Consider the following 25281-nt stretch of genomic DNA (forward strand, 5'->3'; position numbering starts at 1 on the left):
AATGAAACCATGGCGGAAGTTCGTACGTCTTTATAGATGTAAAGCTGTTTAAACAAGAAGAAATGGGGTATATCTAAAAGTATGAAGACAATGAACTCATAAGGAGCAAATTAATGAACTGGTATGAAAAGCTTAGCGAGTACTTTCCAATTGAAGAAATGAAATCAAAAGCGCATATGGAAGCTCTTCTGAAAGAGCGGAGCGATATTTATCATAAAGACGAAGGCAAACATCATATTTTAATGTTTGCGGAATTCGATTCTTTTATCTTCGTAGATTATCTATATGTGTCTAAAGATGCAAGAGGGCAGGGGCTTGGCGGCAAATTGATCGCGAAGCTGAAAATGAAAAACAAGCCGATATTGCTCGAGGTGGAGCCTGTTGATGAAGATGATACTGATACAGAAAAACGCCTTAGATTTTATCAAAGAGAGCATTTTAAGCATGCTCAGTCAATTGGGTACCGGCGCCGGTCATTGGCTACGAATGAAGTAAGCAAGATGGAGATTCTGTACTGGTCACCAAAAACAGAATCAGAAGAAGAAATTTTAGAAGCCATGAAGCAGACATATGAAAACATTCATACTTATAAAGATGAGAAATGGTACGGGGAATCGTACGAAAAAACACATGAGGTCTTGAAAATCATTGATGAAGAAAAACAAAAAAATATTTTCGATCAGTTAAGCTAATTGAGAATTAGAACAGATCATTAACATTAAAAATTTGCCGGATTGACATATTTTTTTCTTAGGATACTGTTCACACTTACTTTTTTATAGTATAATACCTGTAAAGATTCCTTTTTTAGAGTAATTTCAATTTAAGAATAAAATAGATGTTCATCCTACTAATTAGAGGAGTGAAGATGAATGGTTACATTATACACATCACCAAGCTGTACTTCATGTAGAAAGGCGAGAGCATGGCTCGAGGAGCATGAGATTCCATTTGAAGAAAGAAACATTTTCTCTGAACCTTTATCAATTGATGAAATAAAACAAATCCTTCGAATGACTGAGGACGGAACAGATGAAATCATCTCAACTCGTTCAAAAGTATTCCAAAAACTGAACGTGAACGTTGAATCTATGCCGCTGCAGGATTTGTACCGTTTGATCAACGAGCACCCAGGTTTGCTTCGCCGTCCGATCATCATTGACGAAAAACGCTTGCAGGTCGGATACAACGAAGACGAAATCAGACGTTTCCTGCCAAGAAAAGTCCGCTCTTTCCAATTAAGAGAAGCACAGCGTTTGGCAAACTAATAGATCGTATTATCAAAAGAAGGCTGACAAGACCTTAAAACTGATTTGTGTTTTAGGGTCTTGTCATTTTTTCAGTTCAGCGTGTTTGAAAACCTTTGAAGAATAGGAAGGCTGAGTCATCAGCCTTCCTTTATTTCTTTTCAACCTGCTGATAATAAATACTCGCAAGGATGACAAACGCAACCGTTAAAATGGGGAGGAGTGTTTCAACGGCACCGTGCTGTGCCATGAAAAAAGACAGCTTTTTGTCTCTTACAATCATTTCTCCTCCTGTGTAAGCAAGCAGCCCGCTGCCCGCGTAAATCAGAAGCGGTATTTTCTCCAATGCAATATGGATGAGTTTGCTGCCCCAAATAATAACCGGCACCGATACGCACAAACCTATGACAACGAGAGAAAACTCACCGTGTGACGCTCCCGCAACTGCGATGACGTTGTCCAGTGACATGAAGAGATCTGCAAGCACAATCGTTCGTATCGCTCTCCACAGGGAGGTGCTGCTTTTGATGTGCTGCGTGTCTTTTTTTTCAATCAGCAGCTGATATCCTAAATACAGCAGAAAAACTCCGCCGGCGCATTGCAAGAACGGAATGTTCAAAAGATATACCGCTGCGCTGGTTAATCCGATTCTCATGGCCACGGCGATAAATGTTCCGAGAATAATGGCTTGCTGTCTTTGCTTGTCCGGCAAATTTCTGCTGGCCATGGCAATGACGACAGCATTATCTCCGCCGAGGATCAGATCGATCCCGACAATAACAAGCAGAGAAATCAGATAGTCATGCTCCATGAATCGGCACCTCGCTTTCGTTCCATCGCTTGTACTACTACTATATGAGACAGGTCGTATTTTATGATATGAGCCGCGGATCTGCCGTTTTTTGGGCAAAGGTGCATTTTTATTTCTTTTGTGACTGTTTTATCATAAAATAGAAATACAAAGGAATTCACACTGGCTTTGCATAAGGTTAAGATGTGGACGGAATGGGTAAAGTGTAGTAAAGTACAATTAATCGGGAGCTTAGATGTCCCTTCAACATCTTATATAGAAGGGAAGGTTGGCAAATGGAAATTGAAAGAATTAACGAGCATACAGTAAAATTTTATATGTCTTACGGAGATATCGAAGATCGCGGTTTTGACAGAGAAGAAATTTGGTATAACCGTGAGCGCAGTGAAGAACTATTCTGGGAAGTCATGGATGAAGTTCATGAGGAAGAGGAATTTGCTGTGGAAGGCCCTCTTTGGATTCAAGTTCAGGCACTGGACAAAGGATTAGAAATCATCGTCACAAAAGCCCAGCTTTCCAAAGACGGACAAAAGCTCGAACTGCCGATTCCTGAGGATAAAAAGCAAGAACCAGCATCTGAGGATCTTGACGCCTTGCTGGATGACTTCCAGAAAGAAGAGCAAGCCGTCAATCAGGAAGAGAAGGAGCAAAAGCTTCAATTTGTCTTGCGGTTTGGCGATTTTGAGGATGTTATTTCTCTATCTAAATTGAACGTTAACGGAAGCAGAACGACTTTATATTCGTTTGAGAACCGATATTATTTATATGTAGATTTTGGCAATATGACTGATGAAGAGGTTGAAAATCAGCTAAGCATCCTGCTGGAGTACGCAAATGAATCTTCAATCAGCATACACCGTCTTGAAGAGTACGGCAAGCTGGTTATTTCAGAGCATGCTCTAGAAACAATAAAAAAACACTTTGCATCATAGCAAACCGATTTCTTCCCGGAAATCGGTTTTTTCATGCGCTGAAATGCCATTTTTGAGGCCAAAAATAAAAACATCCATACATGCGGAAAATACGGCGAACAGGAGTTGCTCATCTTTTCCAGAAAGTATACCTTATCTGGAAAGGAGAGATGACAAGTGTTTAGTGCTGTAACTGAAGACGGCCAAATGTTTCACCTTCTAGGCGCTTCGCAAAGGCAGAAATTAAAGCAGGGACGATTCTTCTGCCCGGTGTGCGGGGGTGAGCTTGCTGTGAAGCTCGGACCTCAAAAAGCGCCGCATTTCGCCCATAAACAGAACAAATCCTGTTCGATAGACATTGAACCGGAGAGCGCCTATCACTTAGAAGGAAAAAGGCAGCTGTATGTGTGGCTGAAAACGCAGCAAGCTTCTCCGCTATTGGAACCGTATATCAAGAGCATCAATCAAAGACCTGACATCATGGGAAATATTAAGGGGCATATGCTTGCTGTTGAATATCAATGCGCCACTATCGCTCCAGATGTCTTTCAAAAACGGACAGCGGGCTTCAAACAAGCGGGGATCATCCCGCAGTGGATTATGGGGTACAGCCGCTTAAAACGCACTGCTCCATTCTTTTATCAGCTTTCTGCTTTCCATTGGCAGTTTATCAATGCCGGTCCATGCAGGGAACTGATATGTTATTGCCCGGAAACACGTTCTTTCTGCCGGCTCAGCCACATCATTCCATTTTACACGAACCATTCTTATTGCTCCATACAAACCATTCCAATCCATCTGGCATCTGCGAGACATCTTTTTTTTACTGAATCTAAGTCTTCATTGCGTTATGACAACTGGATGAAGGCCGTTCTTCGTTTTCGCCATAAACCCCATCGGTTCATCTCCAAGGAATTAAATCGCCTCAGGATGCTGTTTTATGAAAAGCGGCAGACGTCCCTTCCGTTTCTTCCGACTGAAGTGTTTGTCCCTGTTAAAAAAGGAGCCGTTTTTAAGAGTCCGGTTTTTGTGTGGCAGGGATATCTTTATCTGTTTATTACGGATCTCGGAGCTAAACGTGCGCCGATTCATTTTTCAGCCGTTTTACAGCAGTGCAAACTGCATATTCATAAAAAAAATATGTCGCTCAGATATGAATGCAGTGAAGATTGTCTTTCTGAAGCGGTGAAACAGTACATTGATTTTTTGTGTAAGAAGGGATTTTTAAGGGAAACTCAGAAAGAAGTATATGTGCTGAATCATCCTGCAGAGGGTGTTCGCTCATTACAGGATCTCATTGAGAGAGACCGGAGCTGTTTTATAGAATGAGTTTATCTCATTTGGCTCACCCTAAGACAAAGGTGGTGGGCTGGCTGTGAGAGGCACAAAAGGAAAGGTTTTTCGTGTTTTTACTGCTTTTTTGGCATTCGTCCTCTTCATTACTGCATATGATTTGACAAAAGGCAGTGAAAAACCGGAAGATATTCACAACACAAGTTTATTGAGAAACAGCGGTTTTTTCAATTGGCTTGAATCAAAGAAAACGAGGGGGATCACCATGGCTGAGGAAAAAAAAGCAAACCAACTGCCTGAAAGAAGTGAGGTAAAGGCAGAAGACACATGGAGACTTGAGGATATTTTTCCTAATGATGAGGCCTGGAATAAAGAATTTCAAGCTGTAAAAGAATTAATTCCGAATTTATCTAAGTATAAAGGAAAGCTGGCAGATTCAGCTGATCATTTGTACGAGGCTCTTACGTACCAAGATAAAGTGATGGAGCGGCTGGGCAGGCTTTACACATATGCGCATATGCGTTCTGACCAAGATACCGGGAACTCCTTTTACCAGGGGCTGAATGACAAGGCGGGAAACCTGTATACACAGGCCGCAAGCGCGATAGCTTATTTGGTTCCGGAAATCTTATCCATAGAAGAAGACAAGCTGCAGCAGTTTATTCTTGAAAAAGAAGAACTGAAACTGTACTCCCATGCGATTGAGGAGATTACAAAGGAGCGCCCTCACGTACTGAGCGAAAAGGAAGAAGCGCTGCTTGCTGAAGCTTCTGAAGTGCTAGGGTCACCTTCCAATACGTTCAGCGTGTTAAATAACGCCGAGATTACATTCCCGTCCATTAAAGATGAAGAGGGAAATGAAAAACAGATCACTCACGGAAACTTTATTAACTTCTTAGAAAGTGAAAACCGTGAAGTCCGCAAAAATGCCTTTGAGGAAGTATATAAAACATACGGTCAATATAAAAATACAATGGCCACGACGCTAAGCGGCACTGTGAAAAAGGACAACTTCTACGCCAGAGTGAAAAAGTACAAGTCAGCGCGTGAAGCTGCGCTTTCTAACAACAGTATTCCTGAGGAAGTATACGACAACCTCGTCAAAACGATTAATAAGCATTTGCCGCTCCTGCACCGCTATATCGCACTGAGAAAGAAAGTGCTTGAGCTTGATGAAGTGCATATCTATGATCTGTATACACCGCTTGTGCAGGATGCGGGAATGAAGGTCACGTACGAGGAAGCCAAAGATTACATGCTAAAAGGCCTTGCACCTTTAGGAGAAGAATACGCCGCCATCTTAAAAGAAGGGCTGGAAAACCGCTGGGTCGACGTTTATGAAAATAAAGGAAAACGCAATGGCGCTTATTCATCCGGATCTTACGGCACGAATCCGTATATTTTGATGAACTGGCATGATAACGTCAATAATCTCTTTACGCTCGTGCACGAGTTTGGCCATTCCGTTCACAGCTACTATACGAGAAAGCACCAGCCATATCCGTACGGCAATTACAGCATCTTTGTTGCGGAAGTTGCGTCTACAACAAACGAAGCGCTTCTTGGCGAATATCTGCTGAACAATTTAGATGATGAAAAACAGCGCTTATACATCCTCAACCATATGCTTGAGGGCTTCAGAGGGACTGTTTTCAGACAAACGATGTTTGCTGAATTTGAACATCTCATCCATACAAAGGCGCAAGAAGGGGAGCCGCTCACACCTGAGCTTCTGACAAGTGTCTACTACGATCTGAATAAAAAGTATTTCGGAGACGGCATGGTAATTGATAAGGAAATCGGTCTTGAATGGTCACGGATTCCGCACTTCTATTACAATTACTATGTGTATCAGTATGCGACAGGATACAGTGCTGCCCAAGCGTTAAGCAACCAGATTTTAAAAGAAGGAAAGCCGGCAGTTGACCGTTATATTGACTTCCTGAAAGCTGGAAGCTCACAATACCCGATTGATGTCCTGAAAAAAGCGGGTGTTGATATGACGTCTCCAGAGCCGATCGAAGCTGCATGCAAAATGTTTGAGGAAAAACTAGATGAAATGGAAGAACTGCTGATGAAAGTCGAGCAGTCATAAAAAAGAAAGCCTGTGCAGAAATGGCCGCACAGGCTTTTTTAAAACCCTTTAAAGGTTTTCCTGTGGTTCAGCCGGTAGAGAGTGAACAAAATAGACAGAAACAGCAGAGGAGAGGTAATGTAAAGCGGCAGCATATGCATCATGCCTAATATATTCAAACAGAAAAAAACAGCAATACATACAATGGAGATGACAGTATACATCATGGCGTTCCTCCTCGTCCTTTTTCCTTATTAGGATATGAGTGAATACACGTCGTTATGTTTTGTGACAAAAATATGAACATTAAGCATAGAGGTTGTCAAAAGTCGACATCTTTTGTTATCATAAGGATGTGAAATTGATCACAAACAAACATTACCCCTTTGTTTGACCGTGAAAAATTTCTCCCATCCCCTTTGTTGTCGTTAAGACATACGAAACCGCGCTTATCCCGGCGCGGTTTCTTTAGCACTATAAACGGAACGCACGTTCGGTGTCGGCGTAAAAAAACAGCCTCAAGCATATTCACGCCTGCGGCTATTTTTCACATGATTGATATTCATCAGAATAAGTGCTGAGAGATTTCCAAAACATTCCGTGTTTGGCTTCCACTTTTGCAACCTTTTTAGCAAACGCCAATTTTTTCATTTCTTTTTCTACCTCTTCAAGGCTCAGATCATATACAAGCGCAATTTCTTTAGAGGCAACGAAGCGGAAATATTCAATAAAACATTCCAAAGGCGGGGTTTCCGAAGGCGTCGGCTCGTCGCCAAGCATCTCAAATAAGATTTCTTCATATACATCGTATGAATAGCTGCCTGGTACTTTAAGTCCTTCGTCCTCATGCTGTGTATTAAAAAACGTCAGCGTCGGATTAACGGAAACATCCATCTCAGCGGCAATTCTCATGTCACATTGAAGCGCCTTGACAGCGCTTTGAGAATGCAGATCGTTTTTGAATTCTTCAAGATCGAGACTTGTTTTTTCCGCGATTTCCAAAAGCACGTTTTCATCCGTAATGTTTTGTTTTGAAACAAACAGACTCTCCTGCATGTTCCTGAGAAATTGCATGCCGGCTTTTCGTCCTTGCAGTTCGGCTGCTTTAAAAGCGAGAGCTGCCATATAAGGCGATGAAAGCGGCTGATCTTGCTCGAACCAGACATTGCCGTCACATGACATGCCGGAGCGGCTTGCGATCTTTTCCCATGCTTCTGCGAGAAGATGCTTTTTCCGTTTCTTATTCAAAACGGTAAGGCTTGCGGAAGCTATTATGCGTAAGGTGAAAAAGCGTCCGTATCTGATTTTCAGCTTTTTGATGACGGGTTCTAAGGACCAGCATTCAGGACATAAAGGGTCTACAAACATGTAGATTTCAAGCGGTTTTTTTGGATGACCGTGGCAATGGGCGAAGTATTGCTCATGCTGATAGTTTGTCAAGATGATCGATCCTCCGCTTCCGTTTGATTCACCATATGCCTTGCTGTCAATTCAAGCCGTCCAAACAAAAACTCGCGAATATCGCCCTCCAGCCCTACATGGTCCATTGCGTCCTTCATACAGCTGAGCCATGCATCAGCTCTCTCGTTTGTAATTGGAAAGGGAAGATGCCTTGCTCTGAGCATGGGGTGGCCGTGTTCCTCAGTATAAAGCGGGGGACCGCCTAAATACTGAGTCAAAAATTGCTTCTGTTTCCTGGCGGTTTCTGTTAAATCACTAGGAAAAATCGGCTTCAGCAAAGGATGAGACGCGACACGTTCATAAAAAGTATCAACAAGTTGCGATAGAAGTTCCTCTCCAATCGCTTCATAAGGTGCGTTAAACGATTGTCCCATGTTGACTACTCCTTTAAATATGGCTAATAGGAATCATAAATCCTATTGCGAAAAGTAATTTTCTGTATTTCATGAATTCATCTAGATTTATTTTAGCAACAAGGCACCATTTCTACAAACAAACTGCCTTTTATGCGTTTGATTACAAGTTTCGGCTGACAGCCGGGGTTGTATTTCATATCATATCACATAAAAATCAGGAATGCGTAGGATTTCACTCCGTAAAAAAACCAGAGGGCAAGGGCCGCTCTGGTTACGCGTAATAAGCTGAAGTTATTTTTTTTACATAATTTTGCGTTTCTCGGAAAGGAGGAATACCCCCGTATCGGTCCACATTTCCCGGTCCGGCGTTGTAAGCCGCTAAGGCCATAGACACATTGCCGTCGTATTTATCCAGCATTTGTTTTAAATATTTCGTACCGCCTTCTACATTTTGCTGCGGGTCCAGCGGATTAGAAACACCGAGTGAGCTTGCCGTTGACGGCATCAGCTGCATTAGGCCCATCGCACCTGCTCCGCTGACTGCTTTTGCGTTAAAGCCTGATTCCTGCTTGATGATGGAATGGATCAGTTTTTCATCGACGCCATATTTATCAGCGGCTTTTTTTATTGCGCTGTCAACGGAGAAGTCTCCCGAACTGATCTGTTTGGCTTCTTGTTTGTTTGAAGATGAAGCTGCATCAGCTGTTTCGGTGCTTTCTGCCGCTTTTGTAATGTAGTCTGAATTGCTATTTGTATATGAGTTAAGCCCAAAAGCTGAAAGCAGTGACGGCGCTGTTGGAGAAGCGCTGTTCAGCAGGCTGAGCGGGCTTGGCGATGCAGAAGATGCTGTTGGCTGCTGATTCGTCAGTCCGTTTGTATATTGGCTGAGCAAAGAGCTGAAGCTTGAGAGCGGGCTTTCCGCATTTTGAGTGCCTGTGCTGCGTGCATTAGATATGGACTGTAATGCCTGAAGCTGAAGTAAAGATGTCCAATTCGTTACATTCACGATGTCATTCCACCTTATATAGACTTTCGTTTTTCTTCATAAAAACGCAGAATTTTATTTTTGGTTTCGCGCAGAGGAATGCTGAATTGCTGAAGCAGCTTTTCAAAAGCTTGTTTGCCTTCATGCCAGTCTGCCGCCTCGAATTCGATTTCATAGTCCTCTTTATTTAAATATCGGCTGTGGTCTAAAACTATTAAGCCTTTTTCTGTTTCTTTTTCAGCGCGGTTTGTTGCTAAAGATCCAAAGTACTGGATGGCGTCTGTATTGACCTGAAGCTTGTGCAGCTGGTCCTTCACAGGGCCTTCGGGGATTGAAAAGCCGGCTAGATCTGAAACATCCGAAAGCCGTTGGTGTGTTTCTAAAAGCCCGACAGCTGCCGGTTCTTTTAACGTGAGAACATACTCGCTGTTTTTTTTGCGTATTCGAAGCGCAGCTTGTTTTTGTTTCAGTGCAAAACAGTTTGTGTCAAAATAGTGATTCTTTTGATCTGTAAAATCTTTTTCTGTCAGCTGGAGTTCGGCTGTTAAGGTTTTAAATTCTTGTTTGGTCAGCATGTTTTTAAATTCTATTTCAATTTCTTGGCTCATGATGCTCTTCCTTTCCGCCCTGTAAATCTTATTTTTACTATTATCTCTTTAGATGTTAGGTTTATCAATATCGAGCTTGATATGATAAAATGAATCTGTAATTTGTTTAAAAAGGAGCGCATTATGCAAAACAGAATCGAAATCATGAACGCAACATTATCGGATGATCAGCTTCGCCTTGCCTGTGAGGCAGAAGGAATCGAAGTGAAACGCAAGCCGTCAGGTCAAATGCTTGTTGATTCTGACCACTTTGCTTTTGTATACATACTTGAATTAGCTGATTCTTTTGAATATGTCATTATAAAGGAACATGTATGGCCGGAACTGAAGCAGGCCCACGCACAAAGAATTCCGGTTGTTTTAGAGGCCGGAGGCGAACCGATTGAACTTTCTGGCCTGCATGAGGAGCTGGAGTATCTTTTAGAAAATATAAAAGATAATGCGAACTACGGAGAAGAAATGGAAGATAAAGTGAAACGCGTGTTTTTATAGAAACTGGTTCGGAATTGGGGGATGTATGATGGATGACAAACAATGGGAGCGTTTTTTAGTGCCGTACCGCCAGGCTGTCGAAGAGTTGAAAGTAAAGCTCAAGGGGATCCGCACACTATATGAATACGAGGATGACCATTCGCCGATCGAATTTGTGACCGGACGCGTCAAGCCTGTGGCGAGCATACTTGAAAAAGCCAGACGGAAAAGCATACCGCTGCATGAAATTGAAACCATGCAGGATATCGCAGGCCTTAGAATCATGTGCCAATTTGTCGATGACATTGAAATCGTGAAAGACATGCTGTTTGCCAGAAAAGATTTCACCGTTGTGGATCAGAGGGATTATATTGCGGAACATAAAGAGAGCGGATACCGGTCATATCACCTTGTCGTCGTGTATCCTTTACAGACGGTGTCCGGAGAAAAGCATGTTCTGGTGGAAATACAGATCCGCACGCTGGCGATGAATTTTTGGGCGACCATTGAGCATTCATTAAATTATAAATACAGCGGAAACATTCCTGAAAAAGTAAAACTAAGGCTTCAGCGCGCTTCTGAAGCGGCTTCCCGGCTTGATGAGGAGATGTCGGAGATCAGGGGTGAAGTACAAGAAGCTCAAGCTGCCTTTTCAAGAAAGAAAAAAGGCAGCGAGCAACAATAGGTAAAGGGGAAGAAAAGCATGAAATTTGCCGTATCATCAAAAGGAGATCAAGTTTCTGATACGCTGAAAAGCAGAATACAGGCGTATTTATTGGATTTTGATATGGAGCTGGATGAAAACGAACCGGAAATCGTCATTTCAGTCGGAGGCGACGGAACGCTTTTATACGCTTTTCACAGATACAGCGACCGCTTGGACAAAACAGCATTCGTCGGTGTTCACACGGGCCATCTCGGGTTTTATGCCGACTGGGTTCCTCATGAAATTGAAAAACTTGTTCTTGCGATTGCGAAAACACCGTATCATACAGTTGAATATCCGCTGCTTGAAGTGATTGTGACCTATCACGAAAATGAGCGGGAAGAAAGATATTTAGCATTAAATGAATGCACGATTAAAAGCATAGAAGGAAGCCTTGTGGCTGATGTGGAAATCAAGGGGCAGCTTTTTGAAACCTTCCGGGGCGACGGTCTCTGCCTGTCAACGCCATCCGGCAGCACAGCCTACAATAAGGCGCTGGGCGGAGCGATTATTCATCCGTCTATCAGAGCGATCCAGCTTGCGGAAATGGCCTCTATTAATAACCGCGTATTCCGGACGGTCGGATCGCCGCTGCTTCTCCCTTCCCATCATGATTGCATGATTAAGCCGAGAAACGAAGTTGACTTTCAAGTGACGATTGATCATTTAACTCTTCTTCATAAAGATGTCAAATCGATTCGCTGCCAGGTGGCATCTGAAAATGTGAGATTTGCGCGATTCCGTCCGTTTCCATTTTGGAAAAGAGTCCAGGATTCGTTTATCGGAAAAGGTGAATAGAAAGAGGACGTATCGTGGAGCATTTTTATATCAAAAAGAACATGACTTCCGCTGAAGACGGGATGACTGTAAAAGAATATGCCGGTGAACTGGGAATTTCGAAACGTCTGCTGACCGATATCAAGTTTGGCGGGGGAGACCTGCTGATCAATGGTGAGCATGTGACGGTCAAATACGTTTTGAGAGAGGGAGATCTTCTTGTTGTGAAGTTTCCTGAGGAACAGGTGAGCGAGACGCTATTGGCAGAGCCTGTTCCGCTCGATATCCTTTATGAGGATGATCATGTGCTTGTGATAAACAAACAGCCGTACGTATCTTCCATCCCTTCAAGAGAACATCCTTCCGGCAGCATTGCGAATGGACTTATCCATCATTATCAAAAAAACGGAGTGCGGGCAACGGTGCACCTTGTCACTCGGCTAGACCGGGATACATCAGGTGTTATGCTTGTTGCCAAGCACCGCTTTGCTCATTCCATTTTATCGTCAGCGCAGAAAAACGGACTTGTGAAACGCCGGTATGCGGCAGTCGTTCACGGGCGGATGGCGCAGGCGGAGGGAACAGTCGATGCTCCGATTGGCAGACATCCTGACAGTATTATTGAACGGATGGTGACACCGGATGGCCAGAAAGCGGTTACTCATTTTTATGTTACACGCGCAACCGATGATATGACCTCGGTGACATTGCAGCTTGAGACAGGCAGGACCCACCAAATTCGCGTGCATATGAGCTACCTCGGACACCCGCTGTGCGGTGATACACTGTATGGCGGGACGAGACGGGCAATCGGCCGGCAGGCCCTGCACAGCGAGCGCCTTTCGTTTATCCATCCGCTGACACAGAAGAACATGACATTTCATGCTGCGCTGCCTCAAGATTTGAAAGAACTGATAAAAGGAGAGAATCCATGATTCTCTCCTTTTTTATATGGGGCGAAATCTCGATTCGTCATAAGGAAGGGTGCTTGGGACGGAAACGGTCTCTATTTCTGGAAAACGAAAGCCTGTCAGTTTATTTCCGAACACGCAGCCTGTATCAATATTGATGGTCCGATTAATCTTTCGAGGCTCTTTTACAGGCGTATGACCGTATACCACCCAAGCCTTTCCGTTATAGGCGGCTGCCCAATCACGTCTGACAGGCCTGCCGTCCGGATACGTTTCGCCCGTCACATCGCCGTAAAGCACAAAGTCTTTCACTCTGCCGGTATATTTGCCGATATCGTCAGCCTTTATGCCAGCATGGGCGACAACTAATTCTCCGTTATGTAAGATGTCGTAAAGCGGGGCCGTTTCGTACAGCTTCATAAACTGTTCGCTGACTGCTTTTCTTTCTTCTTTAGAAAATTCTTCAAGTTCTGCCGCTGATGTTTCCAGCCCATGCATCACTTTCACCGGATTTCCTTTTAAGTAGCGGTACAGCTTATTGCAATGATTTCCCGGGACATAACGTACTGCGCCTTTTTCGTAAGCACCGGCTACAAAACGGATGACCTCTATTGATTTTGGTCCTCTGTCAGTTAAATCTCCGGCAAAAACAAGCACCCTGCCTTCTGCGTGGACAGGCACTCCATTTTTGATTGTGTAGCCAAGCTTTTGGATTAATGCCGTCATTTCGTCATAGCAGCCGTGAATATCACTGATGATATCGTAAGCCATGCGGTAGCCTCCTTGCTGATTGTTTTATTTATTATGATGCAAAGTGCTGTGAGTCATCACAAGCTTTTATGTGCAAATTATAGAAGAATGATTTTCTAAACAGGATTAAGACCTTATTGCTTTATTTTTCATCATCACCCTTGTTAAAATCGCGTTATGTTTTTTAAAACATGTGGTTCTGTTCTTTGATTGAGAACTGGAATAACCCTGATCAAAAAAGGAGGTTCTGATTATGGCCCATACATCTGTTGCATCTTTAGTTGTTGTACTTATCGTTGCATTTTTGACACCTATCCTTCTACATCGGTTTAAACTCAGCATTCCAGTTGTTGTTGCTGAAATCATTATGGGGCTGATTATTGGAAAAAGCGGTCTTAATTTAGTTGTGGAGGGTGATACATGGCTCCAGACACTTTCGATGCTCGGATTTATCTTTTTAATGTTTTTAAGCGGACTTGAAATTGATTTTTCATCGTTTGAGAAAGGAAAGAAAAAGCAGCTTTTGCCGAACGGCAAGGAAGCGCCTCATACGTTTGCTGCGGCATCTGTTATTTTTGCTGGTATTTTTATTTTATCATTGCTCTTGTCCTATGGGTTCGTCCTGGCTGGATTTATTCAAAATGCTTTTTTAATGACGCTTATTATTTCAACAATTTCGTTAGGCGTTGTCGTTCCAACGCTGAAAGAAGAACGGATCATGAATTCGAATATCGGCCAGATTATTTTGCTCGTTGCTGTTATTGCGGATTTGGCTACGATGATTCTTCTTGCAGTTTTTTCTTCTTTATACGGAGAGGACAGCGGGAACATGTGGCTCTTGATGATTCTGTTTGTTGCCGGAGTGGTGCTTTACTTTTTCGGCCGGGTCTTTAAACATCGCTCTTTTGTTCAATCTATGTCAAAAGGGACGGTCCAGATCGGGACGCGTGCCATTTTCACGTTAATCATCGTGCTCGTTGCCCTTTCTGAATCACTTGGGGCAGAAAATATTCTCGGCGCTTTTTTAGCGGGTGTTCTCGTTTCCCTTCTTTCACCAAACAAAGAGCTTGTTCAGCAGCTGGATTCATTCGGCTACGGGTTCTTAATACCGATTTTCTTTGTAATGGTCGGTGTGAAGCTGGATATTTGGACTCTTTTCCAAGATAAAACCATTTTAATCATGATTCCGCTTCTGCTACTGGCGCTGTTAGTCAGCAAAATCATTCCTGTCTTGTACTTAAAGAGGTGGTATGATAACCGAACCATTTTCGCGTCTGGTTTCCTGCTGACATCAACGCTTTCGCTCGTGATTGCCGCTGCGACAATCGGACAGCAGCTTCACGTGATTAGTGCGAATATGTCAGGAGCGCTAATTTTAGTAGCCGTTATTGCAAGTATTTTTACGCCGATCTGTTTTAAAAAATTGTACAAACGGGAAGAGCAGCCGGAGGAGAAAAAGACGATTACGTTCATCGGCGCCAATCAAATGACTTTGCCTGTTACACTTGAGTTGCCGGAGAACGAGTATGACGTGCGGGTTGTTCATGTCTATCAGGAAAATGCTGAGGAAAAGCTGTCAGACTCAGTGTTTACAGTTGAAACGATTTCTGATTATGAGCTTAAAACCCTTGATTCGCTCGGTATTTTTGATGCTGATATCCTTGTGGTGGCGACAGGGAATGAAGACATGAATACGGACATTGCATTACGTGCAAAAGAAAAAGGTACAGAAAGAGTCATTGCCAGCGTTGGATCGCCGGAGAATGAAGCAGCTCTGAAGGAGCAGGGAATCAGTATTTTTTCTATTCTGCTGTCGACCAAAACGCTGCTTCGTGCGCTGATAGAAGCGCCTGGTGTCATGAAGCTTCTCACGAATCAGGAGTCTTCGCTGTATCAAATTAATATGGAAAACAGCACTTACGACGGTGTCATATTACGGGAATTCCCTTTAACAGGCGACGTCATTTTTGTCAGGATTTTCAGAGGGGTCGACAGCATTGTTCCTCATGGGGATACAAGGCTGAAGCTGGGAGACCGTTTAATTGTTACCGGATCCAGGGGGTATGTAACGGATCTTAAGAAAACATTGGAAGGATAAATCTTGACCAAATAGGGATTCGTGTTAATATAGAGGTGCAGAACAATTCAATATGATTCGTATAACCACTAGGGGTGTCCTTCATAAGGGCTGAGATAAAAGTGTGACTTTTAGACCCTCATAACTTGAACAGGTTCAGACCTGCGTAGGGAAGTGGAGCGGTATTTGTGTTATTTTACTATGCCAATTCCAAACCACTTTTCCTTGCGGGAGAGTGGTTTTTTATTTTTCAGACAGGGGGAATGATGTGTGAAGTTTTCAGAAGAATGCCGCAGTGCAGCCTCAGAATGGTGGGAGGGGAGCTTTGTTCATCCGTTCGTTCAGGGAATCGGTGACGGAACGCTTCCGATTGACCGTTTTACATACTACGTGCTTCAGGATTCTTATTATTTAACGCATTTTGCGAAGGTACAGTCATTCGGTGCCGCTTATGCAAAAGACCTTTATACAACGGGGCGGATGGCGAGCCATGCCCAAGGTACATATGAGGCGGAAATGGCGCTTCATCGCGAGTTTGCGGAGCTGTTGGAAATCAGCGAGGAAGAGCGCAAGGCGTTTAAGCCGTCTCCTACGGCATACTCTTATACATCCCATATGTACCGTTCGGTTTTGAGCGGGAATTTTGCTGAGATCTTAGCGGCCCTGCTGCCATGCTACTGGCTGTATTACGAGGTTGGGGAGAAATTGCTGACGTGTGATCCAGGGCATCCGATTTATCAGAAATGGATCAGCACATATGGCGGTGATTGGTTCAAACAGCAGGTTGAAGAGCAAATCAATCGTTTTAATGAGCTGGCGGAAAACAGCACGAAGGAAGTGCGCGCCAAGATGAAAGAAAATTTTGTGATTTCCAGCTACTATGAATATCAATTTTGGGGAATGGCCTATCAAAAAGAAGGCTGGTCTGAAAGCGGTATAAAAGAAGAGGTGGAGGAATGTGGAGCTTCACGCCATAACGGATGACTGCAAGACGGTTGAAGAGCTGGCAAGAGCGGTGATCGCTATTCACAATGAAGTTGATTTTATTCACATTCGGGAACGGTCAAAAACGGCGGCTGACATTTTGAAACTGCTTGAGCTTATTTCTAAAGGCGGGGTAGACAAACGAAAACTGGTCATGAATGGGCGAGTGGATATTGCGCTTTTTTCCACGATTCATCGCGTGCAGCTGCCAAGCAGCAGCTTTTCGCCGAAGCAGGTCAGAGCCAGATTTCCTCACCTTCATATCGGGCGGTCGGTGCATTCGCTTGAGGAAGCGGTTCAAGCAGAAAAGGAAGACGCAGACTACGTGCTGTTTGGCCATGTGTATGAAACGGATTGTAAAAAGGGTCTTGAAGGCAGAGGGATGTCATTGCTGTCAGATATAAAACAGCGGCTTTCCATCCCGGTTATCGCAATCGGCGGAATGACGCCGGACAGATTAAGAGATGTAAAACAAGCAGGAGCAGACGGCATCGCAGTGATGTCAGGAATATTTTCCTCTGCTGATCCTTTGGAAGCTGCCAGACGATATTCCCGTAAGCTAAAGGAGATGCGCTATGAAAAAGCATTATGATGCAGTTGTCATTGGAGGCGGAATCATAGGTTCAGCCATTGCTTACCATCTAGCAAAGGAAAACAAAAGCATCGCATTGTTTGAAAGCGAAACAATAGGCGGCAGAACAACAAGTGCTGCTGCCGGAATGCTGGGCGCCCACGCCGAGTGCGAGGAACGTGACGCGTTTTTTGATTTCGCCCTGCACAGCCAGCGTCTGTACAGAGGTCTTGGTGAAGAGCTTTACACATTATCTGGTGTTGATATCAGGCAGCATAACGGCGGCATGTTTAAGCTTGCGTTTTCTAAAGAAGATGTGTTGCGGCTGAGGAAGATGGATGACTTGGATTCTGTCAGCTGGCATACCAAAGATGAAGTGTTAGATAAAGAGCCGTATACGTCTGATGACATTTTCGGAGCATCTTTTATTCAGGATGATGTGCACGTAGAGCCTTATTTTGTTTGCAAGGCATATGCGAAAGCAGCGAAAGCGCTCGGGGCGGAGATTTTTGAGCATACGCCCGTTCTGCATGTCGAACGTGACGGTGATGCGCTGTCCATTGAGACACCGAAGGGTATCGTGTGGGCGGATCATGTCGCGGTTGCCAGCGGGGTATGGAGCGGGATGCTTTTTAAACAGCTCGGGCTGAACCATGCATTTTTCCCTGTGAAAGGGGAGTGCCTGTCCGTGTGGAACGATGATATCCCGCTGACAACAACACTTTACCATGACCATTGCTATATCGTACCGAGAAAAAGCGGCAGACTGGTTGTCGGTGCGACGATGAAGCCGGGTGACTGGAGTGAAACACCGGATCTTGGCGGATTGGAATCGATTATGAAAAAAGCAAAAACGATGCTGCCGGCCATTCAGAATATGAAGGTGGATCGTTTTTGGGCTGGACTGCGGCCGGGAACAAAGGATGGGAAACCGTACATCGGCAGACACCCCGAGGACAGCCGTATTGTATTTGCGGCGGGCCATTTCAGAAATGGGATTCTGCTTGCTCCGGCAACGGGCGCTTTGATCAGTGATCTCATCATGAATAAAGAGGTCAATCAAGACTGGCTGCACGCATTCCGAATTGATCGCAAGGAGGCGGTTCACATATGATGCTACAGCTGAACGGAAAAAATGTGATGTGGGAAAAAGACACAGGTACCATTCAAGACCTGCTGGCGTCTTATGAGCTTGAAAATAAAATTGTCATCGTTGAGAGAAATAAAGAAATTATCGGCAAAGAACATTATCACGAGGTTGAGCTTTGTGATCGCGATGTCATTGAAATTGTCCATTTTGTAGGAGGCGGATGAGCATGTTAACAATTGGGGGAAAATCATTTCAATCAAGATTGCTGCTGGGCACGGGGAAATACCCATCGTTTGAAATCCAAAAGGAAGCGGTGGCTGTTTCCGAGTCTGATATTTTAACATTTGCTGTGCGAAGAATGAACATTTTTGAAGCGTCTCAGCCTAATTTTCTGGAACAGCTTGATTTATCCCAATATACGCTGCTGCCGAATACTGCCGGCGCCGGCACAGCTGAGGAAGCGGTCCGGATTGCAAGGCTGGCGAAAGCGTCAGGTCTTTGTGACATGATTAAAGTCGAAGTCATCGGCTGCAGCCGTTCCTTGCTGCCTAATCCTGTTGAGACATTAAAAGCGTCTGAGCAGCTTCTTGAAGAAGGCTTTATTGTGCTCCCGTATACGTCTGATGACGTTGTATTAGCGAGAAAACTGGAGGAGCTCGGCGTTCATGCCATCATGCCGGGTGCGTCTCCGATCGGGTCGGGACAGGGAATCTTAAATCCTTTGAATCTATCATTTATTATTGAACAGGCGAAAGTGCCGGTCATCGTGGACGCCGGCATCGGATCGCCGAAAGACGCGGCATACGCAATGGAGCTCGGAGCGGACGGCGTACTCCTCAATACGGCAGTATCTGGCGCAAGTGATCCTGTGAAAATGGCTCGTGCCATGAAGCTAGCGGTCGAAGCAGGACGCCTTTCTTTTGAGGCGGGACGCATTCCGCTTAAGCAATACGGAACGGCAAGCAGCCCGGGAGAAGGTATTCCTGTATGACGGACAGGTATTCCAGACAGGAGCTGTTTGCTCCGATCGGCCCATCCGGCCAGAAAAAATTGAAAGAAGCGCGCGCCGTGATTATCGGCGCCGGCGCGCTTGGAACAGCGAGTGCGGAAATGCTGGTGAGAGCGGGAGTCGGTTCTGTGAAGATTGCCGACAGAGATTATGTTGAATGGAGCAACCTGCAGCGCCAGCAGCTGTATACAGAGGATGATGTCAGAAAAGAGATGCCAAAAGCAGCCGCTGCTGAGCGTCGCCTCCGTTCGATTAACAGCGAAGTCGATGTGACGGGCTTTGTCATGGATGTGACAGCCGAAAATATCTTCGAGCTGATTAAGGGCGCTTCCATCATTGTCGATGCGGCAGATAATTTTGAAACCCGCCTGATCGTAAATGACGCTGCAGTAAAAGAAGGAATTCCTTTTCTTTACGGTGCCTGTGTAGGAAGCTATGGCCTCACCTTTACGGTAGTACCGGGAGCGACCCCCTGTCTGCATTGCCTGCTCGATACTCTTCCGATAGGCGGAGCGACATGTGACACAGCCGGCATCATCAGTCCGGCTGTTTTGCAGGTAGCGGTCTTTCAAGTGACAGACGCGCTGAAGCTGCTGACGGGAGAGAAGTGCGAGCCGGTGCTGCGCTCCTTTGACTTGTGGAAAAATGAGCGTTCAGAGGTGAGAGCGGCTGGTCTCAAACATGACGCATGTCCAAGCTGCGGCACGAAGGATTTTCCGTTTTTGTCATATGAGAAACAAACAAAAGCGGCTGTATTGTGCGGCAGGAACACAGTGCAAATCAGATCTTCCTTTACAAAAAAAGCGGATCTTGACGTGCTTGCCGGTCAGCTGAGACAGGCCGGGCTTGAAGTAGCTGCGAATCCGTATTTAATTTCCTGCCGCTCGGATGATATGAAAATGGTGCTGTTCCGGGACGGCAGAGCGTTAATCCATGGAACGAATGATATTGCCCGGGCAAAGTCCATTTATCATAAATGGATCGGGTAATAAAAGGAGTGTAGTGTAATGAGTATCTATAAAGCATTGACAATCGCCGGCTCTGATTCAGGCGGCGGCGCAGGGATACAGGCAGATATTAAAACCTTCCAAGAGCTTGACGTTTACGGTATGTCTGCGATTACGGCGGTAACCGCCCAAAATACGCTTGGCGTCCATGGGGTGTATCCGCTGACCGCGGAGGCGCTGAGAGAGCAAATTGATGCTGTTGCCGAGGATTTGAGACCGGACGCTGTAAAAACAGGGATGCTCTGGAATGCCGAAATGATCGAAGAAGTGGCGAGGAAAATTGATGAGTACGGGTTTAGCCGTGTGATTGTTGATCCGGTTATGATTGCAAAGGGCGGGGCATCCTTGCTGCGTGATGAATCAGTTGCTGCCTTAAAGGAGCTGCTCATTCCAAGAAGCTACGCGATTACGCCGAATATCCCGGAAGCAGAAACACTGACAGGAATGACAATCAGCTCGCTGGATGATCGGAAAAAAGCGGCGGAGCAGCTCGTCGAGATGGGTGCGCAGCATGTGATTATCAAAGGCGGGCACCAGCCTGAGGACAATCACATTACTGACCTTCTTTTTGATGGGAGCATGTTTATGCAAATCAGCCATCCTTATATTGATACAAAGCATACACATGGCACAGGATGCACCTTTGCGGCGGCTTTAACAGCCCAAACGGCTAAAGGAGACAGGATCCATCAGGCATTCGAGGCTGCGGCCAATTTTGTTCGTGAAGCGGTTGAAAACACGCTCGGCATCGGATCAGGTCACGGGCCGACAAATCATTTTGCTTTTAAACGAAACAGCTTCAACACAAGCCGATGAGATCACCAGCTGATGGTGGTCTCTTTCACGTTTGTCTTTCGGATGAGCTTTTCATCTGGACAAGGTTATGATATGATAGGAATTAAGATCAGGTACTAATACTATGTCTTTATTAAATATAGGAGGCTTTATACATATGAATTTTTCACTTGAAGGCCGCAACATTGTTGTAATGGGGGTTGCCAACAAACGAAGTATCGCGTGGGGAATTGCGCGCTCTTTACATGAAGCGGGTGCACGTTTGATTTTCACATACGCTGGCGAACGCTTGGAGAAATCTGTTCACGAGCTTGCCGGAACGTTAGAACGCAACGATTCCATTATTCTTCCTTGCGACGTAACAAACGACGCGGAAATTGAAACTTGCTTCGCAAGCATTAAGGAGCAGGTCGGTGTGATCCACGGTATTGCGCATTGTATCGCGTTTGCCAACAAAGAAGAGCTTGTCGGCGAATACTTAAACACAAATCGTGACGGTTTCCTTCTGGCTCATAACATCAGCTCATATTCTCTGACAGCAGTTGTCAAAGCGGCACGTCCGATGATGACTGAAGGCGGCAGCATTGTCACTTTAACATACCTTGGCGGAGAACTTGTGATGCCAAACTACAACGTCATGGGCGTAGCGAAAGCGTCTCTTGATGCAAGTGTCAAATACTTAGCTGCTGACTTAGGAAAAGAAAATATCCGTGTTAACAGCATTTCTGCTGGTCCGATCAGAACGTTATCTGCAAAAGGCATCAGCGATTTCAACTCTATCCTGAAAGACATCGAAGAGCGTGCGCCGCTTCGCCGCACGACAACACCTGAAGAAGTGGGCGATACAGCTACATTCTTATTCAGCGATATGTCCCGAGGCATTACAGGTGAAAACCTTCACGTTGATTCAGGTTTTCATATCACTGCCCGCTAAGCAAGGATCTATTTCAAGCAATCCCAAACAGGGATTGCTTTTTTATTTCTTCTGATTTTCAGCTTTCTGTCATATAGATAGAATATGACACAATCGGAGGGATGAAGATGTCTAATAAGAAAAGAAACGCGGATAAAAAACCGCTCATGTATATTGTTCAGCCGGATTATGCAGAAACAGCGAGGTCATCCATGCAGGAGATTGTCATCAAAAGAAAGGCCGAAAAACCTGATCCGCCAAAGTTTGAGGAACAGCAGCCGGCTTACCCGGAGAAACAACAGGAGGAAGCCATGGCGGCTGTCCAGCAAGCAGATCCAAAAGCTGAAGCTGAACCAGTCAGACAGGAAACACAGGAGATAAGCGAGCCAGAGAACATAAAGGACCAGCGGAAAGCAGAGCCGGAGGCCGTTGAAGAAACCGCCGAACACGAGCCTCTGAAAGCAGAAAAAAAGGAAGAGCCTGCGCTTGAAGCCCAAAAGCCTGAAAAAGAACCGGAAGCTGTCCATAATGCTGCCAAAGCGGAGGAAAAAGCACCTCCGGCAAGAAAAGTAAAAAAACCGATGAGCAAGATGTCTATTCATGAAAAAATCGATTTTTTAACAAAGCTGCCGCATAACATGCCGAGAGCCCTCTGTCTGATTGAAGCCAATGGAAGAACGTACAGGGGCGTGATTGTCGGAAGGAGAAATGATTCTGTTCTGCTTCGCACGACTGGAAACGGCGCGCCGACTGAGCTGGTAATCGATGATATTACCTCTCTGCACCCGCTCGGTTTTTGATGAAAATGAAAAAGCTGCCCGGAAGATGTTCCCGGACAGCTTTTTTACATCGAGAAAAGCCTGCAGGCCTGCAAGCTTTTCAGCATAATCATTTAATGATGATGGTGCGTGCGGTTGATTAAACGAGGATTTAAGCAGTTAATTGCGCAGAAGCAGTCTAAGTCCACTTCAATACAGTAGTTCGTTTTTTCAAGTCGGAACACTTCACACACCGTATCTTTATCAGTGAAGTCCAAGATGTGTTTGTGTTCGTCAAATGCGATTAATAATGACAGTGTTGCGCAGCTTCCATGCACTCTTTCGACTCTGAAAAATACAGTATTAAAGCAAGGGCCGTTATCCAGTTCGCCGACATTTCCGAAGGCGACCAATGGTGTTGATTTTGATGTAAATATTGAAAAAGGCACTGTATCGCCTAACGAATGGCTGACAGATAAAAGCTTAGAGTGGCAGCCGGTCGGGCAGTCTTCTTCAACAGCGTTTTGCAGTTCTTCAATATTTTCTACAGCTTCACGCACGCAGTTTGATGTTTTCTGGCTCATATTATCCCTCCTGCCTTATAAATTTGAGACTGGCGAAATGATGGAGAGTCAGCCGCCTCACGCTGGAAGCAGCTGAATGATTTGCACCTGTAATAGAGTTTGGAAGGGGATTCCTCTTTACAAGTGTTTATCCATTGTGATGATGCTTTTTATCTTTATGAGGCGATGTTCTGTCAACTAACTCTGGTGACAGGAATTGAATGGCACAGAAGCATCCGAGATCCACTTCAATGCAGAAATCTGTTTTTTCTAGCCCGAAGAAATCCGGGTCGCAAGGGTGGCAGACACTCAAGGTATCGCCCTTGACATCGACCGGGCGTAAAATAGATAGTGTTGCGCAGCAATCGCATAATTTTTCAACGCGGAAGAAAATGGATTCAAAGCATTGCATATCATCCACAAATCCCCCCACGTTTCCGAATGTGGAGAACAATCCGCCTTTTTTATCAAACAAGAGAAACGGAATTGTGTCTTTACCTGCAATTGTCGGATTCAAAAGGTTCGTATAGCAGCCAGTCGGACACTGTTCCTCAACTGCCTCCTGCTCTGCTAAAATCTTTTCCACTGCATCGCATACACAGTTCTCATGCCGGCCATGGGTTTTTCCGCAGCTCATTGATTTCAGCTCCTTCTTTATAGGGTATTTGACTTTAGTCCTTAACAACATATGTACCCGTGCCCCACTTGGTGTGGGTGAACGTCTATATATTCATCATATGCTTGGAAAATAAGAAAAAGCAGAGCGTTTTTGGCTCTGCTTTAGGTCCTAGAGGACAAGAGTGATGATTAAAGTGGCGATAAGAACGTTTGTTGCTGTAGAGATCAGTACTGCGATATCTGCATCTACTGTTGTGACGTTTACGCCGCGGGAGCATTCGATGAGAAGTTTCTGGCGGTTTACTTGCTTGCTGGCTGTAAGCTGCAATAAATCTTGTGCGACTAATTCGGCAATTACTCCGTCTGCAATTGAAGTAAGAGCTACTGTCAGGACAGCTGCATTAAGCGCTGTTACAACTGATGCTACGGCTTGAACGTCTGTGGATGTAACGTTGATGTCACACGAGTCTCTGATAATAATTGTCTCATCGGAGACTTGTTTGTTAAGATTTGCTTGAGCTAAATCTTGATTGATAAAGGCGTTATCGTTGTCAAACCCATGGTGATTGCAGCAAATATCGCAATGGCATTTTCTTTCTCTTTCTTCTTTTTCTCTCTCTTTCTCTTTGTGCTCTAACGGATGATCACAGTCTGGATCAAGTGCAACCCAAGAATACGGTCTGCTTTCCATATCTATTCCTCCTTTACTTTTACTATTATTAAATGAGCGAGCCTCTTACTTTGACTGAGGCATATATCTTGATGAAGTTCCCTATTTTTATATTTGGCGTTAATTGTTATTGTTTTCCCGTCTTTGTCTGAGCTGTTCAATGAGCTGCTCTCTGCGGCTAAGCGGTTTTTCGTTCTTTTGCTCTTGCACAGCTGCTTCTTCTTTTTTCTGCTTTTGTTTTTCAACTAGCTCCGCTGATTTCGCTTGCAAGTCTTTTACCATATTCAACATCATTTGCTTTTCTTCATCTGATACTTTTTTCATTTTGTCTTTCGTGATGCCGTGTTTCAGAAATATGTTTTGGACCAGCATTTTCATCATTGGATCAACTTCCGGGAGCTTTTCAAGCTCTTCTTTGATTTTATCGTTATCTGACATTTGTTCTCACCTCAACTTTTAGTTTGTGAAAAGAAAGGGTTAAAGGATGTCGAATTCAAGAAGCATACTGTTTAACACCTGAAGCAAAATTTGTACAAAGGTTATTATTTCGGCTGCAGACAAAGTAATTTTGATGTTTCGGCTGTTGATAATTTTAATGATCGTTCTTTTTTTGATTTGGGAGTTATCAAGAATGAGTATTTCGCTTGCTACTGCGTCAGCTAAGTCCTCGTCGGCGATGACGAGCTGTGTCGTCAGGATAATTAATGTTGTCACTAAGGCTTGTATAGAAAGGGCAGATGTTATATGTGACGTATCTATTGTGATATTTTCGCAATCAATCACTTCGATCTGCTGCTCGAACTCGCTTGATAATTGCTCAAATATGTCAGGATGCAGGGATGCAACGTTTTCTTCAAATGACATA

The 25281-nt window shown here is 44.5% G+C and carries 32 protein-coding genes and 1 riboswitch; of the genes, 20 read left to right on the forward strand and 12 right to left on the reverse strand.

Going from position 1 to position 25281, the window contains the following annotated elements; translation table 11 throughout:
- Positions 1-113 precede the first annotated feature (113 nt).
- Both V756_RS0107500 and spx read left to right on the forward strand, forming a co-directional pair.
- Complete coding sequence (locus V756_RS0107500) at positions 114-692, forward strand: GNAT family N-acetyltransferase (RefSeq protein ID WP_024714115.1); 579 nt, start codon at positions 114-116, stop codon at positions 690-692.
- 180 nt (positions 693-872) lie between these two features.
- Positions 873-1268: a transcriptional regulator Spx gene (spx, locus tag V756_RS0107505; protein WP_003224599.1), complete on the forward strand. Its 396-nt coding sequence runs from the start codon at positions 873-875 to the stop codon at positions 1266-1268.
- A gap of 130 nt (positions 1269-1398) precedes the next feature.
- Here the strand turns inward: spx and V756_RS0107510 are convergent, their stop codons facing one another.
- Positions 1399-2058: a TerC family protein gene (locus V756_RS0107510; RefSeq protein WP_024714116.1), complete on the reverse strand. Its 660-nt coding sequence runs from the start codon at positions 2056-2058 to the stop codon at positions 1399-1401.
- Positions 2059-2226: 168 nt separating this feature from the next.
- Here V756_RS0107510 and V756_RS1000000123840 point away from each other — a divergent pair, with 168 nt between their 5' ends.
- The 4 genes from V756_RS1000000123840 (at position 2227) to pepF (ending at position 6357) form a co-directional block, all read left to right on the forward strand.
- Positions 2227-2367: a hypothetical protein gene (locus V756_RS1000000123840; protein WP_141770187.1), complete on the forward strand. Its 141-nt coding sequence runs from the start codon at positions 2227-2229 to the stop codon at positions 2365-2367.
- Positions 2334-2990 (forward strand): adaptor protein MecA, encoded by a 657-nt coding sequence (gene mecA / locus V756_RS0107515; RefSeq protein WP_024714117.1) that lies wholly within the window; start codon positions 2334-2336, stop codon positions 2988-2990. Before V756_RS1000000123840 ends, mecA begins: the two co-directional genes overlap by 34 nt.
- 156 nt (positions 2991-3146) lie before the next feature.
- On the forward strand, positions 3147-4298 hold the full coding sequence (coiA, locus tag V756_RS0107525; protein ID WP_024714118.1) for a competence protein CoiA: 1152 nt from the start codon (positions 3147-3149) through the stop codon (positions 4296-4298).
- Between the two features lie 229 nt (positions 4299-4527).
- A complete protein-coding gene (pepF, locus tag V756_RS0107530) occupies positions 4528-6357 on the forward strand; it encodes an oligoendopeptidase F (protein WP_167330628.1) in 1830 nt (609 codons plus the stop codon).
- A 38-nt stretch (positions 6358-6395) separates the two neighbouring features.
- On the opposite strand, the gene V756_RS0107535 is transcribed toward pepF, so the two are convergent.
- From V756_RS0107535 to V756_RS0107555, 5 genes are all read right to left on the reverse strand, one after another.
- Positions 6396-6563, reverse strand: a complete 168-nt coding sequence (locus V756_RS0107535) for a hypothetical protein (protein ID WP_019713977.1) — start codon at positions 6561-6563, stop codon at positions 6396-6398.
- A 313-nt stretch (positions 6564-6876) separates the two neighbouring features.
- Entirely contained in the window at positions 6877-7776 is a 900-nt protein-coding gene (spxH, locus tag V756_RS0107540) for a protease adaptor protein SpxH (RefSeq protein ID WP_024714120.1), read from the reverse strand.
- Complete coding sequence (locus V756_RS0107545) at positions 7773-8171, reverse strand: globin domain-containing protein (protein WP_003224612.1); 399 nt, start codon at positions 8169-8171, stop codon at positions 7773-7775. The genes spxH and V756_RS0107545 overlap by 4 nt, the downstream gene beginning before the upstream one ends.
- 253 nt (positions 8172-8424) lie before the next feature.
- Positions 8425-9159: a bifunctional muramidase/murein lytic transglycosylase gene (gene cwlQ, locus V756_RS0107550; protein ID WP_024714121.1), complete on the reverse strand. Its 735-nt coding sequence runs from the start codon at positions 9157-9159 to the stop codon at positions 8425-8427.
- Between the two features lie 14 nt (positions 9160-9173).
- Complete coding sequence (locus V756_RS0107555) at positions 9174-9746, reverse strand: CYTH domain-containing protein (protein WP_024714122.1); 573 nt, start codon at positions 9744-9746, stop codon at positions 9174-9176.
- A 123-nt stretch (positions 9747-9869) separates the two neighbouring features.
- Here V756_RS0107555 and V756_RS0107560 point away from each other — a divergent pair, with 123 nt between their 5' ends.
- The 4 genes from V756_RS0107560 to V756_RS0107575 are packed head-to-tail and all read left to right on the forward strand — an operon-like array spanning position 9870 to position 12635.
- On the forward strand, positions 9870-10238 hold the full coding sequence (locus V756_RS0107560; protein WP_024714123.1) for a UPF0738 family protein: 369 nt from the start codon (positions 9870-9872) through the stop codon (positions 10236-10238).
- Between the two features lie 28 nt (positions 10239-10266).
- Entirely contained in the window at positions 10267-10902 is a 636-nt protein-coding gene (gene yjbM, locus V756_RS0107565) for a GTP diphosphokinase (RefSeq protein ID WP_024714124.1), read from the forward strand.
- A gap of 18 nt (positions 10903-10920) precedes the next feature.
- Complete coding sequence (locus tag V756_RS0107570; RefSeq protein ID WP_024714125.1) at positions 10921-11721, forward strand: NAD kinase; 801 nt, start codon at positions 10921-10923, stop codon at positions 11719-11721.
- 14 nt (positions 11722-11735) lie between these two features.
- Complete coding sequence (locus tag V756_RS0107575) at positions 11736-12635, forward strand: RluA family pseudouridine synthase (RefSeq protein ID WP_024714126.1); 900 nt, start codon at positions 11736-11738, stop codon at positions 12633-12635.
- Between the two features lie 12 nt (positions 12636-12647).
- On the opposite strand, the gene prpE is transcribed toward V756_RS0107575, so the two are convergent.
- Positions 12648-13382: a bis(5'-nucleosyl)-tetraphosphatase PrpE gene (gene prpE / locus V756_RS0107580; RefSeq protein ID WP_024714127.1), complete on the reverse strand. Its 735-nt coding sequence runs from the start codon at positions 13380-13382 to the stop codon at positions 12648-12650.
- Between the two features lie 232 nt (positions 13383-13614).
- Here prpE and V756_RS0107585 point away from each other — a divergent pair, with 232 nt between their 5' ends.
- From V756_RS0107585 to cotO, 10 genes are all read left to right on the forward strand, one after another.
- Positions 13615-15459, forward strand: coding sequence for a monovalent cation:proton antiporter family protein (locus V756_RS0107585; protein WP_024714128.1), 1845 nt, complete (start codon positions 13615-13617; stop codon positions 15457-15459).
- A 60-nt stretch (positions 15460-15519) separates the two neighbouring features.
- Positions 15520-15628, forward strand: a riboswitch (TPP riboswitch).
- Positions 15629-15708: 80 nt separating this feature from the next.
- Entirely contained in the window at positions 15709-16422 is a 714-nt protein-coding gene (tenA, locus tag V756_RS0107590) for a thiaminase II (RefSeq protein ID WP_024714129.1), read from the forward strand.
- Positions 16397-17014 carry a thiazole tautomerase TenI gene (gene tenI, locus V756_RS0107595; RefSeq protein WP_024714130.1) on the forward strand — a complete coding sequence of 206 codons (618 nt, stop codon included), beginning with the start codon at positions 16397-16399 and terminating at the stop codon, positions 17012-17014. The genes tenA and tenI overlap by 26 nt, the downstream gene beginning before the upstream one ends.
- A complete protein-coding gene (thiO, locus tag V756_RS0107600) occupies positions 16998-18107 on the forward strand; it encodes a glycine oxidase ThiO (protein WP_024714131.1) in 1110 nt (369 codons plus the stop codon). The genes tenI and thiO overlap by 17 nt, the downstream gene beginning before the upstream one ends.
- Positions 18107-18307 carry a sulfur carrier protein ThiS gene (gene thiS / locus V756_RS0107605; protein WP_081719806.1) on the forward strand — a complete coding sequence of 67 codons (201 nt, stop codon included), beginning with the start codon at positions 18107-18109 and terminating at the stop codon, positions 18305-18307. Before thiO ends, thiS begins: the two co-directional genes overlap by 1 nt.
- Positions 18304-19074 (forward strand): thiazole synthase, encoded by a 771-nt coding sequence (gene thiG, locus V756_RS0107610; RefSeq protein WP_081719801.1) that lies wholly within the window; start codon positions 18304-18306, stop codon positions 19072-19074. Before thiS ends, thiG begins: the two co-directional genes overlap by 4 nt.
- Positions 19071-20081 (forward strand): thiazole biosynthesis adenylyltransferase ThiF, encoded by a 1011-nt coding sequence (gene thiF, locus V756_RS0107615; RefSeq protein ID WP_024714134.1) that lies wholly within the window; start codon positions 19071-19073, stop codon positions 20079-20081. The genes thiG and thiF overlap by 4 nt, the downstream gene beginning before the upstream one ends.
- 18 nt (positions 20082-20099) lie before the next feature.
- Positions 20100-20915, forward strand: a complete 816-nt coding sequence (thiD, locus tag V756_RS0107620) for a bifunctional hydroxymethylpyrimidine kinase/phosphomethylpyrimidine kinase (RefSeq protein WP_024714135.1) — start codon at positions 20100-20102, stop codon at positions 20913-20915.
- Positions 20916-21051: 136 nt separating this feature from the next.
- Entirely contained in the window at positions 21052-21828 is a 777-nt protein-coding gene (gene fabI, locus V756_RS0107625; protein ID WP_024714136.1) for an enoyl-ACP reductase FabI, read from the forward strand.
- Between the two features lie 101 nt (positions 21829-21929).
- Complete coding sequence (gene cotO, locus V756_RS0107630; protein ID WP_081719802.1) at positions 21930-22607, forward strand: spore coat protein CotO; 678 nt, start codon at positions 21930-21932, stop codon at positions 22605-22607.
- A gap of 92 nt (positions 22608-22699) precedes the next feature.
- On the opposite strand, the gene cotZ is transcribed toward cotO, so the two are convergent.
- From cotZ to V756_RS0107655, 5 genes are all read right to left on the reverse strand, one after another.
- Positions 22700-23149 carry a spore coat protein CotZ gene (gene cotZ, locus V756_RS0107635; RefSeq protein ID WP_024714138.1) on the reverse strand — a complete coding sequence of 150 codons (450 nt, stop codon included), beginning with the start codon at positions 23147-23149 and terminating at the stop codon, positions 22700-22702.
- 127 nt (positions 23150-23276) lie between these two features.
- Positions 23277-23765: a spore coat protein CotY gene (gene cotY / locus V756_RS0107640; RefSeq protein ID WP_024714139.1), complete on the reverse strand. Its 489-nt coding sequence runs from the start codon at positions 23763-23765 to the stop codon at positions 23277-23279.
- 150 nt (positions 23766-23915) lie between these two features.
- A complete protein-coding gene (cotX, locus tag V756_RS0107645; protein ID WP_024714140.1) occupies positions 23916-24437 on the reverse strand; it encodes a spore coat protein CotX in 522 nt (173 codons plus the stop codon).
- Between the two features lie 99 nt (positions 24438-24536).
- On the reverse strand, positions 24537-24854 hold the full coding sequence (locus V756_RS0107650; RefSeq protein ID WP_024714141.1) for a hypothetical protein: 318 nt from the start codon (positions 24852-24854) through the stop codon (positions 24537-24539).
- A gap of 39 nt (positions 24855-24893) precedes the next feature.
- Entirely contained in the window at positions 24894-25280 is a 387-nt protein-coding gene (locus V756_RS0107655) for a spore coat protein (protein ID WP_024714142.1), read from the reverse strand.
- Between the last annotated feature and the right edge of the window lies 1 nt (position 25281).

The sequence above is a fragment of the Bacillus tequilensis KCTC 13622 genome (assembly GCF_000507145.1).
In the GTDB taxonomy this organism is placed as follows: Bacteria; Bacillota; Bacilli; order Bacillales; family Bacillaceae; genus Bacillus; species Bacillus tequilensis.

Coding starts and splice junctions, on each gene's coding strand:
- cotZ (WP_024714138.1), bottom strand. CDS start 23,149: ATGAGCCAGAAAACATCAAACTGCGTGCGTGAAGCTGTAGAAAATATT.
- V756_RS0107555 (WP_024714122.1), bottom strand. CDS start 9,746: ATGAGCCAAGAAATTGAAATAGAATTTAAAAACATGCTGACCAAACAA.
- V756_RS0107655 (WP_024714142.1), bottom strand. CDS start 25,280: ATGTCATTTGAAGAAAACGTTGCATCCCTGCATCCTGACATATTTGAG.
- thiG (WP_081719801.1), top strand. CDS start 18,304: ATGAGCATGTTAACAATTGGGGGAAAATCATTTCAATCAAGATTGCTG.
- mecA (WP_024714117.1), top strand. CDS start 2,334: ATGGAAATTGAAAGAATTAACGAGCATACAGTAAAATTTTATATGTCT.
- prpE (WP_024714127.1), bottom strand. CDS start 13,382: ATGGCTTACGATATCATCAGTGATATTCACGGCTGCTATGACGAAATG.
- V756_RS0107650 (WP_024714141.1), bottom strand. CDS start 24,854: ATGTCAGATAACGATAAAATCAAAGAAGAGCTTGAAAAGCTCCCGGAA.
- V756_RS0107585 (WP_024714128.1), top strand. CDS start 13,615: ATGGCCCATACATCTGTTGCATCTTTAGTTGTTGTACTTATCGTTGCA.
- V756_RS0107560 (WP_024714123.1), top strand. CDS start 9,870: ATGCAAAACAGAATCGAAATCATGAACGCAACATTATCGGATGATCAG.
- V756_RS0107570 (WP_024714125.1), top strand. CDS start 10,921: ATGAAATTTGCCGTATCATCAAAAGGAGATCAAGTTTCTGATACGCTG.
- V756_RS0107535 (WP_019713977.1), bottom strand. CDS start 6,563: ATGATGTATACTGTCATCTCCATTGTATGTATTGCTGTTTTTTTCTGT.
- thiS (WP_081719806.1), top strand. CDS start 18,107: ATGCTACAGCTGAACGGAAAAAATGTGATGTGGGAAAAAGACACAGGT.
- fabI (WP_024714136.1), top strand. CDS start 21,052: ATGAATTTTTCACTTGAAGGCCGCAACATTGTTGTAATGGGGGTTGCC.
- V756_RS0107510 (WP_024714116.1), bottom strand. CDS start 2,058: ATGGAGCATGACTATCTGATTTCTCTGCTTGTTATTGTCGGGATCGAT.
- pepF (WP_167330628.1), top strand. CDS start 4,528: ATGGCTGAGGAAAAAAAAGCAAACCAACTGCCTGAAAGAAGTGAGGTA.
- spx (WP_003224599.1), top strand. CDS start 873: ATGGTTACATTATACACATCACCAAGCTGTACTTCATGTAGAAAGGCG.
- V756_RS0107545 (WP_003224612.1), bottom strand. CDS start 8,171: ATGGGACAATCGTTTAACGCACCTTATGAAGCGATTGGAGAGGAACTT.
- V756_RS0107500 (WP_024714115.1), top strand. CDS start 114: ATGAACTGGTATGAAAAGCTTAGCGAGTACTTTCCAATTGAAGAAATG.
- yjbM (WP_024714124.1), top strand. CDS start 10,267: ATGGATGACAAACAATGGGAGCGTTTTTTAGTGCCGTACCGCCAGGCT.
- cotY (WP_024714139.1), bottom strand. CDS start 23,765: ATGAGCTGCGGAAAAACCCATGGCCGGCATGAGAACTGTGTATGCGAT.
- thiF (WP_024714134.1), top strand. CDS start 19,071: ATGACGGACAGGTATTCCAGACAGGAGCTGTTTGCTCCGATCGGCCCA.
- thiD (WP_024714135.1), top strand. CDS start 20,100: ATGAGTATCTATAAAGCATTGACAATCGCCGGCTCTGATTCAGGCGGC.
- thiO (WP_024714131.1), top strand. CDS start 16,998: ATGAAAAAGCATTATGATGCAGTTGTCATTGGAGGCGGAATCATAGGT.
- cotX (WP_024714140.1), bottom strand. CDS start 24,437: ATGGAAAGCAGACCGTATTCTTGGGTTGCACTTGATCCAGACTGTGAT.
- cotO (WP_081719802.1), top strand. CDS start 21,930: ATGAAGATGTCTAATAAGAAAAGAAACGCGGATAAAAAACCGCTCATG.